General features: G+C 74.0%; 12 protein-coding genes. All 12 read right to left on the reverse strand.

Annotated elements, in window-relative coordinates:
• Positions 1–50: 50 nt before the first annotated feature.
• Positions 51–2054: an ATP-binding protein gene (locus ACK8OX_RS11850; RefSeq protein ID WP_430664295.1), complete on the reverse strand. Its 2004-nt coding sequence runs from the start codon at positions 2052–2054 to the stop codon at positions 51–53.
• A gap of 311 nt (positions 2055–2365) precedes the next feature.
• Positions 2366–4519, reverse strand: coding sequence for a glycosyltransferase (locus ACK8OX_RS11855; protein ID WP_430664296.1), 2154 nt, complete (start codon positions 4517–4519; stop codon positions 2366–2368).
• Positions 4520–4600: 81 nt separating this feature from the next.
• The gene (ugpC, locus tag ACK8OX_RS11860) at positions 4601–5683 is read right to left on the reverse strand and encodes a sn-glycerol-3-phosphate ABC transporter ATP-binding protein UgpC (protein WP_430664297.1); all 1083 of its coding nucleotides are present in this window, start codon (positions 5681–5683) and stop codon (positions 4601–4603) included.
• Positions 5683–6588: a sn-glycerol-3-phosphate ABC transporter permease UgpE gene (gene ugpE / locus ACK8OX_RS11865; protein ID WP_430664298.1), complete on the reverse strand. Its 906-nt coding sequence runs from the start codon at positions 6586–6588 to the stop codon at positions 5683–5685. Before ugpE ends, ugpC begins: the two co-directional genes overlap by 1 nt.
• 49 nt (positions 6589–6637) lie before the next feature.
• Complete coding sequence (gene ugpA, locus ACK8OX_RS11870; protein WP_430664299.1) at positions 6638–7519, reverse strand: sn-glycerol-3-phosphate ABC transporter permease UgpA; 882 nt, start codon at positions 7517–7519, stop codon at positions 6638–6640.
• A gap of 85 nt (positions 7520–7604) precedes the next feature.
• Positions 7605–8957 (reverse strand): sn-glycerol-3-phosphate ABC transporter substrate-binding protein UgpB, encoded by a 1353-nt coding sequence (gene ugpB / locus ACK8OX_RS11875; RefSeq protein ID WP_430664300.1) that lies wholly within the window; start codon positions 8955–8957, stop codon positions 7605–7607.
• Between the two features lie 102 nt (positions 8958–9059).
• Positions 9060–10265, reverse strand: coding sequence for an FAD-dependent oxidoreductase (locus ACK8OX_RS11880; protein WP_430664301.1), 1206 nt, complete (start codon positions 10263–10265; stop codon positions 9060–9062).
• A gap of 91 nt (positions 10266–10356) precedes the next feature.
• Entirely contained in the window at positions 10357–11712 is a 1356-nt protein-coding gene (locus tag ACK8OX_RS11885; RefSeq protein WP_430664302.1) for an HlyD family type I secretion periplasmic adaptor subunit, read from the reverse strand.
• Positions 11709–13388, reverse strand: coding sequence for an ATP-binding cassette domain-containing protein (locus ACK8OX_RS11890; protein ID WP_430664303.1), 1680 nt, complete (start codon positions 13386–13388; stop codon positions 11709–11711). Before ACK8OX_RS11890 ends, ACK8OX_RS11885 begins: the two co-directional genes overlap by 4 nt.
• Positions 13385–15127 (reverse strand): ATP-binding cassette domain-containing protein, encoded by a 1743-nt coding sequence (locus ACK8OX_RS11895; RefSeq protein WP_430664305.1) that lies wholly within the window; start codon positions 15125–15127, stop codon positions 13385–13387. The genes ACK8OX_RS11890 and ACK8OX_RS11895 overlap by 4 nt, the downstream gene beginning before the upstream one ends.
• 5 nt (positions 15128–15132) lie before the next feature.
• Positions 15133–15837, reverse strand: coding sequence for a hypothetical protein (locus ACK8OX_RS11900; RefSeq protein WP_430664306.1), 705 nt, complete (start codon positions 15835–15837; stop codon positions 15133–15135).
• Positions 15821–17137: a glycosyltransferase family 4 protein gene (locus tag ACK8OX_RS11905; protein ID WP_430664307.1), complete on the reverse strand. Its 1317-nt coding sequence runs from the start codon at positions 17135–17137 to the stop codon at positions 15821–15823. The genes ACK8OX_RS11900 and ACK8OX_RS11905 overlap by 17 nt, the downstream gene beginning before the upstream one ends.
• Positions 17138–17166 lie beyond the last annotated feature (29 nt).

Below are 17166 nucleotides of genomic sequence, written 5' to 3' on the forward strand. Positions count from 1 at the left end.
CGGCGCCGATTCCGGACGGGAAAATCGGTTCGTCCGGCCCGTCCCGCGCGTCAGCCCTCGGTGGCGGCGGGCCAGCGCGGGCCGGGTGCCGCGGCCTGTCCGGCCGGGGGCGGCTGAGCCATCGCGGCGCGGCGGAAGACCAGGGTGAAGACCGCGCCGCCCCCGGGCAGGTTCGCGGCCTCGATCCGCCCGCCTATGCCGCGCATGATGGTGCGCGAGATGGACAGGCCGAGCCCGGTGCCCAGCCCCGGCGGCTTGGTGGTGTAGAAGGGCTCGAACAGCCTTTCCAGCACCTCGGCCGGGATGCCCGGGCCGCTGTCCTGGACGCGCAGGATGACCTCCTCCGCCCCCGGCCCCGCCTCGGCGTCGAGCCGGATGCGCCGGCGGTCGGGCGCCGATTCGGCCAGCGCGTCGCGCGCGTTCAGCACGATGTTCAGCAGCACCTGCTCGACCAGCACGGCCTGGCCGATCACCGGGGGCAGGAGGTCGGGCAGCCGGATCTGCGCCTGCACGCCGGCATCGCGCAGCGCCTGGCCGGCCAGCACCATCATCCCCTGCACCGCGGCGCCGAGGTCCACCGCCTCCAGCGTCGCGACATCGACGCGGGAGAAGGCGCGGAGCTGGGTGACGATGGCCTTGGCGCGGTCGGCCTGGGCCATGATGCGCCGCAGCCGCGCGAGCGCGTCCTCCACCCCGTCCTCGCCCGATTCCAGCGCCTCGGCCGCGTTCTCCGCGGCGAGCGACATGATGGCGATGGGCTGGTTCAGCTCATGCGCGAGGCCGGCCGCCATCTCGCCGAGGGTGGCGAACTTCGCCGCCGCGGCCGCCTGCAACGCCAGCTCGCGCTCGGCCGAGATGTCCTCGAGCGCGCCGGCGACCTCGGTGCCGGCGGGGCCGCGGCCGAGCACCCGGCCGGTCTCTCGCAGCCACATCCAGCCGCCATCGGCGCGGCGGAAGCGGTATTCCGTGCTGCCCTGCGCCTCGCGCCGCAGCAGGTCGGGCAGGTCGGCGCCGAGCGGCAGGGTCGCGGCGTCGATGCCGCGCTGGCGCCAGCCCGGCCGCAGCGCGGCTTCCGGCGTCCAGCCCGTGAGCCGTTCGATCCCCGCGCCGATCTCCACCAGGCGCAGCGTGCCGCCCGGCTCGACCAGGCCGCGATAGCCGACGGCGGGGATGGCCTCGTCCAGCGCGGGGGCGGCCGGCGCGCGGGGGGCGGGATGGCGCCGCAGCAGCAGCGGCAGGCCGAGCGCGACGAGGCTGGCCAGGGCGGCGAGCGCCTGGAGCAGCAGCGCGTATTCCCGCGCCGCGCCGCGCCCGTCCCCGGCCAGGGCCGCCAGCAGCAGCACGTCGCCGCCCGGCAGCGGGACGGTGGCCTGCACGCTGTCGTTTCCCGCCGGGGGCCAGGGAAGGGTCGGGCCGCCGCCCGCTGCCAAAGGCGTGCCGTCCACCCGCAGCAGCCCCATCCGCAATCCGGGCAGCAGCGCGGCGTCGGCCAGCAGCCGCTCCAGCCGCCTGGGGTCGATCGCCACCAGCGCGATGCCGGCGAAGCCGCCGCGGGGCTCGGTCAGCGGCCGGGTCAGCAGCAGGCTGCGCGGGCCGCCGGGCAGGTCGAGCAGGGCGGGGGCCAGCATCGGCTCGGCGCGGCCGCCGCGATGCTGCGCGAAGGCCTCGCGCTCCGCCAGGGACTGGCCGACCAGGGGCGCATGGGTGGCCCAGGCGATGCGCCCGGCCGCGTCGGTCACGGCGGCGAATTGCAGCCCGTCGCGGCGCAGCGCCTCCGCCACGCCCCGCTCGGCCGCGGATTGCGCGATGCGGTCGCCGCGCAGCAGGGCGGCGTTGCGCCCTTCCGCCGCGGCCAGCGCCTCGGCCGCGGAATCGAGCGCGGGCATCAGCAGGGCGCGGCCCGCTGCGGCGGCGCGTGCCGCGGTGGCGCGCGCCGCGGCTTCGCCTTCCCGGCCGCGTTCGGCGCCGAGCCACGCCGCCCCGCCCCAGGCCAAGCCCGAGACGAGCAGGGCCGTGGCCCAGGCCGCCTTGCGCAGGGCGGGGGAAGGGATCATGCGCCGGCCGCGCGCGGGAAGGGGCGGCAGGCACCGCCCGGCACGCCGTGCCGGGAAGCCGGAAACCCGGGGGCGGCATGGCCGGCCGCGGGCAGGAAGGGTCGCTCGGCCGGCATGGTGCGTGGGATCGGCGCCTGCCCCCTTCGCGCGCGTGACGTCATGGACGGCGCCGGCCGATCCTCGTGGATCGACTCAGGAACACCGCGATCAGCATTGAAACATAAGGGAGGAGATCGCGACGGGATACATTGCGCCACGCATCTTCGCGCAGCGCGTCCGAAGCTGTGGCGCGAAAACGACAGAACGAACCGCTATCCCTCGGCGTGCTCCAGCGCGGAGAGCCGGGCCGGCAGGTCATCCTCGCGGCAGGCCATCACCGCAACCACCCCCACCCCGACCACGCGCTTCGCCTCATCCCCCGACAGGCGCACCCCGTCGCCGCTGTCGAAGTCGACCGCGAGGCCGTACGGACCGGCGGGCGCCTGCAGCACCGCGGTGCAGGCCGCGTCCCCCGCGAGGTCCAGCCGCCGCCAGGGCTCCGCCGCGGCGCCGCGGGCGCGCAGCCGGAATGCGAGGCCGCCGGGCGGCGCGCGCAGGTCCAGCACGGCGCGCATCGGCGTCCCCGGCGGGACCGCGGCGGGAAGGTGCAGTGTCGCGACGCCGTCCTGCGTCCAGCAGCCCCATGCCTCGGCCCACCACCAGCCGCGTCCCTCCCGCACCGCTTCGCCCCAGGCAAGCGCAGGGGTGGCCGTGGTGGCGCCGGTGGCGAGCGGGATGCGGAGCCCCGCCGGGAAGGTCGGGCGGGGCACGGGCGGCGGGGGGGAGGAAAGCGCGGCGAGCACCTCCGCCGCCGCCTCGGGCCAGGACCGGCAGGCGGCGGCGCGGTCGATCCGGGCTTCGAGCGCGGCGCGATGGGCGGGATCGGCGATCAGCCGTTCCAGCACGGCCACCAGCGCCGGCAGGTCGCCCGGGGGGAAGAAGACCGCGCCCGGCGCGCCGGATTCCAGCAGGCCGCCATGCGCCGGCACGACGCAGAGCCGGCCGGCCGCGAGGCTCTCGCTCACCGGCAGGCCCCAGCCCTCGTGGAAGGAGTTGTAGACGGTGAAGAGGCAGCGCGCCGTGAGCCCCGCCATCGCCAGGTCAGACACGCCGGAGACCAGGGTGACGCGGCGCCGCAGGTCCGGCGCGCGGGCCAGCAGGTCCAGCGCCGCCTCGGACCGCCAGCCGGGCCGGCCGATGCAGACCAGCCGTGGCACAGCGGCCGGGCCGTGGCGGCGGATGAGGTCGAGCCAGGCGCGGAAGACCATCAGGTGGTTCTTGCGGCTCTCGACCGTCGCGACGAACAGCACGCAGGGCTCGCCCGGGCGCAGGATGCCGAGGCGGTCGGCCGCCGCCGCCGCCGCGGGGCCGGTCGCCGGCGCCTCGGCGGCCAGCGGCACGACGCGGGCCGGCAGGCCAAGGCCGAGCGGCGCGGCGAAGCGGGCGACATCGGCGGCGGTCGCCCGCGAATTCGCCAGCAGCCCGTCCGCTGCCAGCGACAGCGCGGCGAACCAGCGCGAATAGAGCCGGGAGGTCAGCTCCAGGCAGTGTTCCGGCATCACCAGCGGCACGCAGTCATGCAGGAAGGCGACATAGCGCAGCGCCACCTGCCGCCGCAGCAGGCGCAGGCCGCGGAAATAGTCTTCCACCCCCCAGGCATTGCCGAGCGAGGCGAGCGTCGTGCCCGGGGCGAGCGGCGCATCGGGGCGGAGATCGGCGGCGACCAGCGCGGCGACGGCGGCGCGCCATTGCGGGTCGTCCTCCGCCGCACCGGCGCGGACCAGGGCGAGGGTGCGGCGGAAGGCCGCCTCCTCCACCTGCCACCAGCGCCAGACGGAGGGATCGTAGGCGACGAGGGTGACACCCGGCCGCCCGGGCGCTTCGAGGATGGCGCCGAGCAGCCCCATCTGGACGCGCTGGATGCCGGTGGGCGTGCGGGCGTCCTTCACGTAGTCGAGCAGGTCGGTGACGTCGAAGGCGAGTGCGGTGGGCGGCCCGTCCGGCGCGGCGGGCAGCGGCAGGGCGGGGCCGTCCGGAACGGGGTCCAGCCGGTGGCGGAACAGCGCGGCTTCCCGCCGCAGCAGCGGGTCGGCGGGCGCGAGGGCGAGGGCGCGGGCCATGCAGGCCGCGGCTTCCCCGCCGCGCCCGGCGAGGCGCAGCGCATGGCCGAGCTGCAGCTGCGGGTCGGCCGCGTCAGGGGCGAGCTGGGCGGCGTGGCGGTAATGCACCAGCGCCGCCTCGACATCGCCCCCTTCCTTCACGGCGTGGCCGAGCTGGACATGGATCTGCCAGTGCAGCGGCCGATGGGCGAGGTAGTCGCGATAGGCGCGCTCCGCCTCCGCCCAGCGGCGGGCTTCCCGCGCGGCATCGCCGGAGGCGAGGAGAGTGTCGGGGGACTCGGCGGTGGCGGGCGGGAAAGAGAGCATCGGGAGGCCCGGGGTTGCGCGGGCGATGCTGCCACCCCCGCCCCACCCGCGACAGCGGGGAAGGGAGGGGCGGCGGCAGGGCTATGCCGCCACGCGCTGCGCCGCGGGCAGGCGGGCGCCGCCGGCGGCGAAGACGTGCCAGGCGGCCGGCGGCAGGTTGACCGGCAGCGCCGCGCCGATGTCGCCGGCCGCGATCGGCAGGCGCACCACCAGCGTCTCCCCGCCCGGCAGTCGGCCATGGATCACCGTCTCGCTGCCCAGCGGCTCGACCAGGTCCACCGTCAGCGGCACGCCGCCATCGCCGAGCGTTACATGTTCCGGCCGGATGCCGATGGTGAGAGGCGTGCCATCCGCCCCCGCGCGCGGGCCGTCGGCGAAGGGCAGGGTGGGCCCCGCCTTCAGCGCCGCCGCGCCGCCCCCGCCCGCGAGCGTGGCGGAGAGGAAGTTCATGGCGGGGGAGCCGATGAACCCCGCGACATAGGTGTCCGCCGGCACGCCCCAGACCTCCATCGGGGAGGCCACCTGCGCGGCGCGGCCCTGGTGCATCACGACCAGGCGGTCGCCCAGCGTCATCGCCTCCACCTGGTCATGCGTGACGAACAGGCTGGTGACGCCGAGCCGCTTCTGCAGGCGCCGGATCTCGGCGCGCATCTGCACGCGCAGCTTGGCGTCGAGGTTCGACAGCGGCTCGTCGAACAGGAACAGCTTCGGCTCCCGCACCACCGCGCGGCCCATGGCGACGCGCTGGCGCTGGCCGCCGGAAAGCTGGCGCGGCTTGCGGTCCAGCAGGGGGCCGATCTCCAGCATCTCGGCCGCATCCGCCACGCGCTTCCTGATCTCGGGCATCTTCATGCCGCGGATGCGCAGGCCGTAGGCCATGTTCTCGAACACGGTCATGTGGGGGTAGAGCGCGTAGTTCTGGAAGACCATCGCGATGTCGCGGTCGGCGGGCTCCAGCTGCGTAACGTCCCGCCCGTCGATCCGCACGCTGCCGGAGGTGGGGGATTCGAGGCCGGCGACGATGCGCAGCAGGGTGGACTTGCCGCAGCCCGATGCGCCGACGACGACGATCATCTCGCCATCGGCGACGTCGAGGTCGATGCCGTGCAGGACCTGGACGGCGCCGAACTGCTTGCGGACGGAGGTGAGGGTGAGGGTGGCCATTACTTCTCGGTCTCCGTCAGGCCCTTGACGAACCAGCGCTGCATCAGGATCACCACCAGCACCGGCGGCACCATGGCCAGCACGGCGGTCGCCATGATGATGTTCCACTCGTTCTGCTGGTCGCCGGTGCCGATCATCTTGGTCATGCCGACCACCACCGTCTCCAGGTCCTTGTCGGAGACGATGAGCAGCGGCCAGAGATACTGGTTCCAGCCGTAGATGAAGAGGATGACGAACAGCGCGGCGATGTTCGTCACGCTCAGCGGCATCACCACGTCCCTGAAGAAGCGCAGCGGGCCGGCGCCGTCGATCTTCGCGGCCTCCACGTATTCGTCGGGGATGGTCAGGAAGAACTGGCGGAACAGCAGCGTGGCGGTGGCCGAGGCGATCAGCGGCACGACCAGCCCCGGCATGGTGTTGATGAGGCCGAGATTCACCATCACCTCGAAGGTGGGGATGATGCGGACCTCGACCGGCAGCATGAGCGTGATGAAGATCAGCCAGAAGGCGACCATGCGGCCGGGGAAGCTGAAGAACACCACCGCATAGGCCGACAGCAGGCTGATCGCGATCTTCCCCACCGCGATCAGCACCGCCATGTTGAGGCTGTTCCACAGCATCAGCCAGACCGGCACCGCCCCGGTGGTGCGCAGCGACGACCCGCCGCGCAGCCAGGCGCTGACGTAGTTCACCACCGCCTCGCCCCCGAACCACAGCGGCACGTCGCCGCGGCCGATGGTGTTCACGTCATGCGTGGAGCCGACGAGGGTGAGCCAGATCGGGAAGGCGAAGACCAGCACGCCGAGCGAGAGCAGCAGGTGGCCGAACAGCCGCGACCGCGCCTGCCGCCGCGCCGTGGCGCGGGCCAGCGCGATGTCCTCCATCGTGGTGTCGCGCATCAGCATGGGCGGCCGTCCCGCCCCGAAGCCGCGCCGCCCGGCGTCCGATGGCACATCAGTAATGCACCTTCCGCTCGATGAACCTGAACTGGATCGCGGTCAGCGCGATGACGATCGCCATCAGCACCACGCTCTGCGCGGCGGAGGCGCCGAAGTTCAGGTTCTCCACCCCGTCCACGTAGACCTTGTAGATCAGCGTCGTGGTGGACTGGCCCGGGCCGCCCTTGGTCAGCGCGTGGATGATGCCGAAGGTGTCGAAGAAGGCGTAGACCAGGTTCACCACCAGCAGGAAGAAGCTGGTCGGCGCCAGCAGCGGGAAGATCACGGTCCAGAAGCGCCGCACCGGGCGGGCGCCGTCGATCGCGGCCGCCTCCAGCACGCTGCGCGGGATGGATTGCAGCCCCGCGAGGAAGAAGATGAAGTTGTAGCTGACCTGCTTCCAGGCGGCCGCCACGATGACCAGCAGCATCGCCTGCCCGCCGTTCAGCTTGTAGTCCCACGCGACCCCCGCGCCGTTCAGCGCCCGGCCGAAGACGCCGATCTGCGGGTGGAACATGAACAGCCACAGCACCGCCGCCACCGCGGGCGCCACCGCATAGGGCCAGATCAGCAGCGTCTTGTAGACATCCGCGCCGCGCAGCGCCTTGTCCGCCTGCACCGCCAGGAACAGCGCGACGGCGAGCGCGGAGAAGGCGACCGAGGAGGAGAACAGCACCGTGTTCCAGGCCGCGTTCAGGTAGTTCGGGTCGGCCAGGATGTCGGCGAAGTTCTCGAAGCCGACGAAGTCGCGGTTCAGCCCGAAGGCGTCCTCCCGCAGGAAGGAGCCGTAGATCGCCTGGCCCGCGGGCCAGAAGAAGAACACCCCCGTGATGACGAGCTGCGGCAGCAGCAGCAGCCAGGGGAGCGCGATGCCCTTGAAGATGACCTTCTTGCGCAAGGGCGTGGCCTCCGTCGTGGTGCGAGGCGGTATCCCCCACCCCGGGCCTTCCCCGCAAGTGCGGGGAAGGGGGGCGAGGGGGCGGTCAGCCGCCGCGGTTCTGGCGCTCGAAGTTGCGGAGCACCTGGTTGCCGCGGGTGGTCGCGTTGGCCAGCGCCTGTTCGGGGGTCTGCTGGCCCTGGAAGGCCCGCTCCATCTCCTCCTGGATGATGTTGCGGATCTCCACGAAGCCGCCGAGGCGGATGCCCATGGTGTTGCCGGTCATCTGCCCGCCGCCGCGCAGCAGCTGCTGGATCGGCAGGTCGGCGCCGGCGTTGTTCGGCTGGGCGTAGAAGCCCGTGGCGCGCACCTGTTCGAAGGCGGTGCGGGTCACCGGCAGGAAGCCGGTGTCGGTATGCCACTTCGCAGCCACCTGCGGCTGGGCGATGAAGCGGAAGAACTCCGCCACGCCGCGCAGCTCCTCGGCCGGGCGGGTGGCGTTAGGGCCGCGGTTCATGGTCCAGAAGCTGGCGCCGCCGATGATGGAGTTGAACGGCGCGCCCTGGACGTTGTCGTAGTAGGGCAGCATGCCGACGCCCCACTGGAACTGCGCTTCCCGCTGGACCCGGCCGCGGTAGCCCGACGAGGTGAAGATGATGGCGCATTCGCCGTTCGGGAACAGCGATTCGCCGGCGGTGTCGCGCCCGCCGTAGCGGAAGATCCCCTCGCGCTGCCAGTTCACCAGGTTGGTGAGGTGGCGCAGCATGACCGGGTTGTTGATCGCCAGCTCGGCGTTCATCCCGCCGAAGCCGTTGTCCTGCGTGGCAAGCGGGATGTTGTGGATGGCGCTGAACTGCTCGACCATCAGCCAGGTCGGCCAGGCGGTCGTCATCGGGCACTGGTGGCCGGCGGCCTTCAGCGCGCGCGCGGCCTGTTCCACCCCCGCCCAGGTCTGCGGGAACTGGTCCGGGTTCAGGTTGGCGCGGCGGAAGGCGTCCTTGTTGTAGAAGGCGACCGCGGTGGAGCTGTTGAAGGGCATCGACATCATACGCCCGTCGCGCAGGCCGTAGTAGCCGCGCACCGCAGGCAGGTAGTCGTCGAAGGGAATCTGCACGCCGGTCTCGGCCATGATCTCGTGCAGCGGCTTGATGGCGCGGCCCGCGGCCATCATCGTGCCGGTCCCGACCTCGAACATCTGCACGATGTGCGGGGCGGTGTTGGCGCGGAAGGCCGCGATCGCGGCCACCATCGTCTCGGGGTAGGACCCGCGGAAGGACGGCACGACGCGGTAGCGCGTCTGGCTGGCATTGAAGTCGGTGGCGATCTGCTCGAGCAGGCCGCCATTGGGCTGCGTCAGCCCGTGCCAGAACTGGATCTCGATCGGTGCCTGGGCTTGCGCCGGCGCGGCGCCGGCGAGGCCGAGCGCGACGGCGCCGGCCATGAGCATGCGGCGGAACATGGGTTGTCCTCTCCCCGTGAAGCGTTGCCCGCGGGCACGTACCCGGCCCGCATTGCGCTGCTTTTACAGTTTTGTGACGGTCGGGTGAAGGGCTGCCCGGGCCTATTCCACCGCCGCCGCGGCACGCAATCCCGCGATCATCGAGGAGCGCAGCAGGTGGTCCCGCGCCTTCGCCGGGTCCCCGGCAATGGCCTGGAGGTCGGCCAGCATCGCCGCGCGGCGCCCGGGGTCCGCCTCCCGCATCCTCGCGCGGTTGCGGTCGGCCTGGGCGATGATCTCGCGCTCCGCCACAGGCCGGCGGCGCCGGGTGTAGCGGGAGAGCGTCGCGGCATCCGCCTCGCCACGCCAGACGGGGGCGAGGGTCGCGGCAAGCTCCATCGCGTCGTGGATGCCGCCATTCATGCCCATCCCGCCCGAGGGGCTGTTCAGGTGCGCCGCATCGCCGGCCAGCAGCAGCCGCCCGTGGTGGTAGCTGGCGACGATCCGCTGGTGGATGCGGTAGGGGCGGAGGTCGGGCACCTCGTAGGGCGTGGGCTTCGGGTGGATCGCCTGCAGCTTCCGCTCCACCGCCTCCGGCGCCAGCGCCGCCTCGATGCTCTCGCCCGGCGCGGGATAGAGGCTCGCGCGCCACTTCCCCGGCACGCGCAGCAGGCTGAAGGTGCCGCTGAAGGCGGGGTGGCGGGTCCACACGTAGTTGACGTTGGACAGCCCCTCGAAGACCTCGCGGAAGGGGAAGGGGGTGGTCGCGAGGATCGTCGTCTCGGGGTAGGTGTCGCCCGGGAAGTCGAGCCCCATGGCGCGCCGCACCACGCTGCGCGCCCCGTCGCATCCCACCGCGAAGGGCGTGCGCAGCGGGTCGAAACCCGCCCCGCGCAGCGTCACGCCGTCGGCGTCCTGCACCACCTCCGCGACCTCGGCGCCGAAGCGGATCTCGACCGTGCCCGGATGGTCCCGCGCGAGCTGCGCGAGCACGAGGCGGGAGAGCTTCCACTGCTCGGCCTGCAACCGGTAGGGGTGCGCCGTGTCGTCCCGCAGCACGCTGAGGTCGAAGACCGCCCGCGCGCCGTCCTCGTGCCGGCGCACCTGCCAGGTCGGCGTCACCAGCCCCTGCGCGACCAGCGGCGCGGCGAGGCCGAGGCCGTCCAGCATGTCGAGCGTCGGCGGGTGGAAGGTGGAGGCGCGAAGCTCCTCCGAGATGTCGGGCGCGGCTTCCAGCACGGTGGAGGGGATACCGAGCGTGGCGAGGCGGAGCGCGAGGACCAGGCCGACGGGGCCGGCGCCGACGATGGCGATGCGGGGGTCTGTCATGATGCGTGGACCTGTGGCGGATCGGCGCGGATGATGGCCCGGCGCGGCCGCCGCACCCAACCCTCCCCGCGGGCGAGGGTCGGGCGGGCGGTCAGTCGCGCAGCGCGCGGCGCATGGAGTCGCGGATCGGCGCGACGAGGTAGTTCAGCGCGCTGCGCGTCTCGCCCAGCACGAAGACCTCCACCGGCATCCCGGCATTGAGCGCGAGGCCCGGGATGCGCGCCAGCTCCCCGGCATCGATCTCGCCGCGCGAGAGGAAGAACGGGTTGCCCTGCTGGTCGGCCTGCTGGTCGGCCGAGACGTAGGTGAGATGGCCGTGCAGCAGGGGCGTGGTCCGCGTCCGCAGCGCGGAAAGGCGGATGTTCAGCCGCTTGCCGACCGACAGCTGCTCGACATCGGTGGGGGCGACCTTCATCTCCACGATCAGCCGGTCGTCCACCGGCAGCAGGTCCAGCACCGGCACGCCGTCCGAGATGCTGCTGCCGGGCGTGACGAAGCGGATGTCGGTGACGATCCCGGGCTCGGGCGCGATCAGGTCCCGCCGGGCGCGGACATTCTCGGCCGCCAGCACGCGCTGCTCGGCGTCCACCATCTGCTGCTGCGCGTCCTGCAGGTCGCGCGCGATGTCCTGTGCGCGCTGGAGGCGGAAGGCCGACAGTTCCAGCTCGGCCTGGGCGATGGCCTGGCGGTACTGCGCCTCCTGCGCGGCGAAGCTGTTCATGTCGCCGAGCGTCTGCGCCTCCAGCCGCTCCAGTTCCCGCACGCGGCTCATCAGCGCGAAGCCCTGCTGGGCCAGCGGCCGCTGGCCCGCCAGGTCGGTGCGGATGGAGGCGAGGCGGCTGGCGGCGGAGCCGCGCTGCGCGCCGGCGGCCTGGAGCTGTTCGCGGATCACGCCCGTGCGGCGCTGGAAGACGCCGACATTGCCGTCGAAGGTCTCCCACCGCGCGGCGAACAGCCGCTGCTCGGCGCCCAGGATGGCGGCGAGTGCGACGTCGGTCCGTGCGGCGGCGGCGATGTCGGCGGGGATGTCGAAGCGACGCATGTCGGCCTGTTCGGCGCGCAGCCGCGCGACCCGGACGGAGGCGGTGCGCAACGCGGCGCGCGCCTGCGCGGCCGCGGCCTCGGCCACCGTGGGATCGAGCCGGACCAGCACCTGCCCCGTCTCCACCCGCTGGCCTTCGCGGACCATCAGCTGCTGCAGCACCCCGGGCTCCGGCAGCATGATGGACTTGCGCCGCCCTTCCGCCACCAGCGTCCCGCGCGCGACCACAGCGCGCTCGATCGGCGTGATCGCCGCCCAGGCCAGCAGCCCGCCGAAGCCGAGGACGAGCAGCAGCAGCGACGCCCGCATCACCTGCCGCACGCCGGGGGTGGAGGCCGCGGCCTCGGCCTCGGCGAAGTTGAGCGGGATGGGCTTCGGCCCCGCGAGCCTGGCTGTCGTCATCATCCGTCCGCCATCGGCGCGGCCACGGTCACCGACCACCCGCCCCGCTTCTCGAGGTGCAGCACCTGGTCCACCTGGCCTTCCCACAGCGCCGGGTCGTGGCTGACGACGAGGCAGGCGGCGCCGGCCCCCCGTGCCGCCAGCACCGCGGCGCGCGCCGCGTCCCGCCCCGGACGGTCGAGCCCGGCTTCCGGCTCGTCCAGCACCAGCAGGCGCGGCGCGCCGTGTAGCGCGCGGGCCAGCCCGATCATCCGCCGCTGGCCCTGGCTGAGCGTGCCGGAGGGCCCGGCCTCCGCCGCATAGCCCTGCGGCAGGCGGCCGATCATGTCATGCGCGCCGGCCAGCCGGGCCGCGTCCACCGCCGTCTCCGCCGCGCGCGGCCCGAAGCGCGCGATGTTGTCGAGCACGCTGCCGTCCAGCAGCTGCACGTCCTGCGGCAGGTAGCCGATGCGCGGGCCGATCTCCTCGCGGTCGACATGGTGGGTGTCCTGCCCGTCGAGCGTGACCTGCCCCGCCTCCGGCTTCAGCAGGCCGAGCGCGAGGCGCAGCAGCGTGGACTTGCCCGCGCCGTTCGACCCGACCACCAGCGTCAGGCTGCCCGGCGCGCAATGCAGCGACACCCCGCCGATCACCGGGCGGGTCGCGCCCGGCGGCGTCCAGGCGACCTCGCGCAGCCAGAGCCCCTCGACCCCGTCCGGGTCCGCGGGCAGGGGTTCCGGCGCGGCGTGGTCGACGAACAGTTCCTGCAGGCGCCGCCAGGCCAGCGCGGAATAGGCCCATTCGCGCCAGGCCAGCACCACCCGCGCCATCGGCTGCACCGCGGTGCCGGCCAGCATCATCGCCGCCACGATGCTGCCCGGCGAGGCCTGGTCGCCGAGCGCGAGGACCACGCCCACCACCACCGTCAGCCCCTGCGCCGCATAGGCGGCGAATTCCGTCAGCCCGCGCACCGCACGGGCGCGCGCCTGCGCGTGGTCGGCCTCCCGCAGGGCGGTGGCCTGCGCTGGCTGCCAGCGCCGCACCACGGCGGCGAGCATGCCGAGCCCCTCCAGCATATCCGCCTGGCGCAGCCGCCCCTGCAATTCCCCCATGGTCTGCAACTGCCGGTCCGACGCGCTGCGGACCATGCCGCGCGTCGTGCGGTCCAGCACCAGGCCGAGCAGCCCGATCAGCGCGCAGCAGGCGGCGGTCACCACGGCATAGACCGGGTGCAGCATCCACAGCACGGTCAGCACGATCGGCACCGCCACCATGTCGAACAGGTCGGCCAGCGTGCCGCCGCCGAGGAAGCGGCGCAGCTCCGCCGTGTCCTGCAGCGCGGCGAGGCCCGGCTTGCGGCTGCCGGCCAGCGCGCTGCGCACCGCCGCCTGCAATGCATCGAGGCTGAGCCGCCGCGACAGGTCGTCCGCCATGGCGGACATCAGCGCGGCCCGGACGGCGCGCATCACCGCGCTCATCAGCAGGGCGACCACGAAGGCTACGGTGAGCACGGCCAGCGTGTCGAGGCTGGCCGATTCCGCGGCGCTGTCGAAGACATGCATGGTCAGCAGCGGCGTCGCCAGCGCCAGCGCCTGCCGCGCGACGGAGAGGCCGAGCGCGGTCGCCAGCACGCCGGAGAAGGCGGGCGCGCGGCGCAGCGCCTCGGCGACGCCGGCGGCGCGGGTGCCGGGGATGATCATGCGGCGCGCATCCCGGGCGGCGGCAGCGCGGCGGGGCCGCCCGGCCCGGCCTGCGCATTCGCCAGCTGCCCGCCGCGGAGCACCATGACGCGATGCGCCGCCGCCAGCAGCGCCGGCCGGTGGGAGGTGAGCAGCACGCCCGTGCCCTGCGCCGCCAGCAGCCGCAGTAGCCGTACCAGCCGCGCCTCCCCCTCCGCGTCGAGGAAGGCCGCGGGCTCGTCCAGCACCAGCAGCCGCGGGCCGCCATAGAGCGCGCGGGCGAGCGCGACGCGCTGCCGCTGCCCGGCCGAGAGCGGGCCCTCGGCGCGGATGCGGGTCGCGTAGCCATGCGGCAGCGCGGTGACCAGGCCATGCGCGTCGGCCAGCCGCGCGGCGGCGATCACGGCGGCCATGTCGGGCTCGCCCAGCCTCGCGATCGCCTCCGCCACGGTGCCGTCGGTCAGCAGCGGGTCCTGGGGCAGGTAGCCGACATGGCGGGCGAAATCCTCCCGTTCCCACTGCGCCGTGGCGTGGCCGTCGAGGAAGCAGCCGCCGGCGATCGGCTGGATCATGCCCACCGCCAGGCGCAGCAGGGTCGTCTTGCCCGCGCCTGCGCCGCCCGCGATGGCGACCACCTGCCCCGGCTCCACCACCAGGCTGACGTCCCGCAGCAGCGCGCGCGCCGCGCCCCGCGGCGCCCAGGTCGCGCGCTCCAGCGTCAGCCGCGCGGTGCGGCAGGGGAAGGCGATGCCCTCGGGCCGGGGCGCATCGGGGCCGAGCAGCCCCTGCAGGCGCCGCCACGCGGCGAGCGCCGCGCCCCATTCGTGCATCGCCGCGCCGAGCCGCGCGAAGGGGGAGATGATCTTGCCCGTCAGCAGCATCGCCAGGACCATGCCGAAGCCGACATTGATGCCGTAGGAGATCATCGCCGTCCCGACGATCAGCGCGCCGCCCGTGGCGATGCCACTGACGGCCGACAGCGCCGCGCTGATCCACCGCCCGCCCGCCTGCGCGCGGCCCAGCGCCTCGGCGCTGTCGGCGATGCGGTCCTGCCAGCGCGCGGCCAGCACGCCGCGCAGCCCCATCGCCTCCACCGCCTCGGCGCAGCGCATCGCATCCGCGACGAGGCCGGAGGTGCGGGCATGCGCCTCGTTGGAGGCGAGCAGCGTGCGCCGCATCAGCCGGTCGCCGAGCAGGCTCAGCAGCGCGGCCAGCACGGCGAAGCCCAGCGCCCAGGCCGCGAAGGCCCAGTGGAAGAACAGCAGCAGCAGCACCATCGACGGCACCAGCACCGCATCGACGATGGAGGTCAGCACCGGCCCGGCGAGGTCGCGCCGCAGCTCCTCCACGTCGCGCAGCGCCTGCTGGGCGGCGATGTCGGACCGGCCGGGCTGCTGCGCCACCACCAGCACCAGCGGCCCCGCCAGCCGCTGCGCCAGCCGCCGCGCGATCGCCATGAGCCCGAGTTCGCGCAGCTGGTCGAGCGCGACGAAGATGCAGAGCGCCATGCTGAACAGCACGATCAGCCCGGCCAGCGTCCAGGCATTCCCGGTCGGGATGACGGTCTGCCAGATGACGAGCTTGGAGGCGGTGACGCCGAAGGTCGCGAAGGCGAGCACGACGCCGAGCGCGAGGGTGAGCCGCGCCGCCGCGCCCACCTCGTCGCGCACCACCGCGATCAGTTCCTGCGCGGGCGTCTCCGGCGCGCCCGCCCGGGCATCCGGCCCACCCCGCGTCCGGAGGGGGTTCCGCGCCGCCATGCGGGTCAGAGCGCGAGGGCGAGGGCGAGGGCGGTGAGCCCGCCCACGCCGAACACCGCGAGCAGCGCGAGCAGCACGGTCTGCCAGGTGTCGAGCCCACGGGCCTGCGGCGCCGCGCCGGCCGGCGGTACGGCCCCGATCTCGGCCAGCCTCTCGTCGAGCCGCGCGACCCAGCCTTCGAGCGCGGCGAGCCGCGCCTCGGCCTCGGCCGGCTCTGCGGGGGGAAGATGGGGCAGCGTCGCGGGCAGCGGCTCGGCCGAAACGCGCAGGGCCAGGTCGGACAGCCGGCCCTCCAGCGCGCGCTGGCCGGCCACCAGCTGCTCGATCGCCTTCATCACCTGCGGGCTCGGCGCCGCGGGCGACGCGGCGCCGGCTTCCGGCGCGCCGCGGCGGAACAGCGGCAGGACCGTCTCCTCGCCTGCGGCGCCGCGGGCGACCACCTGCAACTCGGCCCGGCGTTCCGCCCAGGCGGGCTTCAGCGGGAAGCGGAAGCCGTGGAAGGCGTCGCCGACCCCGGCGCGCACCAGGTCGGTGCGGTGCCGGTCCGCCACCGAGGTGGCGACCGTCTGCCCGTCGAGGCGGAGTTCCACCACCACGCGCTCGGTCGGGTGCGCGGGCTCGAAGGCCCAGCCATCGATGCCGTTGCCGGTCACGCCGTCCACGAAGCCGCGGATGCCCTGCGCCATGCGCGCCTCAGCCTGCCCGGACACGTCGCACCTCCTCCGCCGCGGCGCCACGCAGCGGGTCCGCCTTCGCCGGCGGCGGGGCGGCGGGCCGCGCCAGCAGGTCGCGATAGATCGCGAGGTGCTCCGCCGCGGCGTCGTCGAGGAAACGGGGCGGGCGGATATTCGCCACCAGCGCCTCCCACAGCCCCGGCTCGGTCGCGGCGCGCCGCATCGTCGCGGCGAGCGCGGCGCCGTCGCCGATCGGGAAATGCAGGCCGTCTACGCCGTCCCGCACCGATTCCGCCATGCCGCCGACATTGCCGCAGATGACCGGGCGGCGGTGCCGGAAGGCCTCCATCGCGACCAGCGGCGCGTTCTCCCACCAGATGGACGGCATCACCACCCAGTCCACGCCTGCCATGCGCTGCGGCAGGTCTTCGGCACTGTAGAGCCCGTGGTGGCGCGCATCGGGCGCGGCCTCCAGCGCGGCCTTGAAGTCGGTGAGGAATTCGTCCGGCTGGTAGGCGGTGCCGCCATGCAGCGCCAGTTCATGCGCGACGCCGGCCTTCGACAGCCGCGCCGAGGCGTCGAGCGCGACCATCGGGCCCTTGAAGCGGTTGACATGGCCGAAGAAGCCGAAGCGGTCGCGCCGGCCCTGCGGCGGCAGCGGGCGGTGGGGGGCGGAGGGGCCGCCCGGGATGCCGTTGCGCACCACGCGGAAGCGCGCCGCGTCCCAGCCCGCCGCCACGAAGCGGCCCTTCAGGAACTCGGACGGTGACAGGATGAGGTCGGCGCCCGAGAAGGCGCCCCGCACCGACAATTCCCGCAGCACGAGGTCGGTGGTGCCGCGCCCGGGGAAGCAGCGCCTGCAGGAATCGAGCGTGGGGCCCTGGCAGAGCCGTCCGTCGGCGGTCAGCAGCTGGCCTTCCTGCGGGCAGATCGCGAAGAAGTCGTGCAGCGTCACCACGACCTTGGCCTGCGGCGCCACCCGCCGGACCAGGTCCAGCGTCTCCAGCCCGAAATAGAGCAGGTGGTGGAAATGGATGACGTCCGGCCGGAAGTTCGCGACGAAGGGGGCGAGTTCCGCCATGCCCCAGGTGTCGAGCTGCGCCAGGTGGTAGCGGTCGAAATGCGAGAGCCAGACCAGCAATTCGTCCGGCTGCCGGCCGGTGGACTGGAACAGCGTGCCGGGGCGGCGTTCCCGGTGCTGCGAGGTAACGGCGGCGAGGAACAGACCCTCCACCCCGTGGCGGTCGCGCAGCTCGCGGAACAGGCCACGCGCGACGACCTCGGTTCCGCCGGGCTGCAGGTCGGGGTGGCTGTGGCAGAAGACCAGGACGCGCATGATGGCACTGTCTAGCAGGTTCCGCGGAG

This window comes from Falsiroseomonas sp. CW058, assembly GCF_050563535.1.
In the GTDB taxonomy this organism is placed as follows: domain Bacteria; phylum Pseudomonadota; class Alphaproteobacteria; order Acetobacterales; family Acetobacteraceae; genus Falsiroseomonas.

Coding starts and splice junctions, on each gene's coding strand:
- ugpE (WP_430664298.1), bottom strand. CDS start 6,588: ATGCTGATGCGCGACACCACGATGGAGGACATCGCGCTGGCCCGCGCC.
- ACK8OX_RS11855 (WP_430664296.1), bottom strand. CDS start 4,519: ATGCTCTCTTTCCCGCCCGCCACCGCCGAGTCCCCCGACACTCTCCTC.
- ugpC (WP_430664297.1), bottom strand. CDS start 5,683: ATGGCCACCCTCACCCTCACCTCCGTCCGCAAGCAGTTCGGCGCCGTC.
- ACK8OX_RS11850 (WP_430664295.1), bottom strand. CDS start 2,054: ATGATCCCTTCCCCCGCCCTGCGCAAGGCGGCCTGGGCCACGGCCCTG.
- ACK8OX_RS11905 (WP_430664307.1), bottom strand. CDS start 17,137: ATGCGCGTCCTGGTCTTCTGCCACAGCCACCCCGACCTGCAGCCCGGC.
- ACK8OX_RS11895 (WP_430664305.1), bottom strand. CDS start 15,127: ATGGCGGCGCGGAACCCCCTCCGGACGCGGGGTGGGCCGGATGCCCGG.
- ugpB (WP_430664300.1), bottom strand. CDS start 8,957: ATGTTCCGCCGCATGCTCATGGCCGGCGCCGTCGCGCTCGGCCTCGCC.
- ACK8OX_RS11885 (WP_430664302.1), bottom strand. CDS start 11,712: ATGATGACGACAGCCAGGCTCGCGGGGCCGAAGCCCATCCCGCTCAAC.
- ACK8OX_RS11890 (WP_430664303.1), bottom strand. CDS start 13,388: ATGATCATCCCCGGCACCCGCGCCGCCGGCGTCGCCGAGGCGCTGCGC.
- ACK8OX_RS11880 (WP_430664301.1), bottom strand. CDS start 10,265: ATGACAGACCCCCGCATCGCCATCGTCGGCGCCGGCCCCGTCGGCCTG.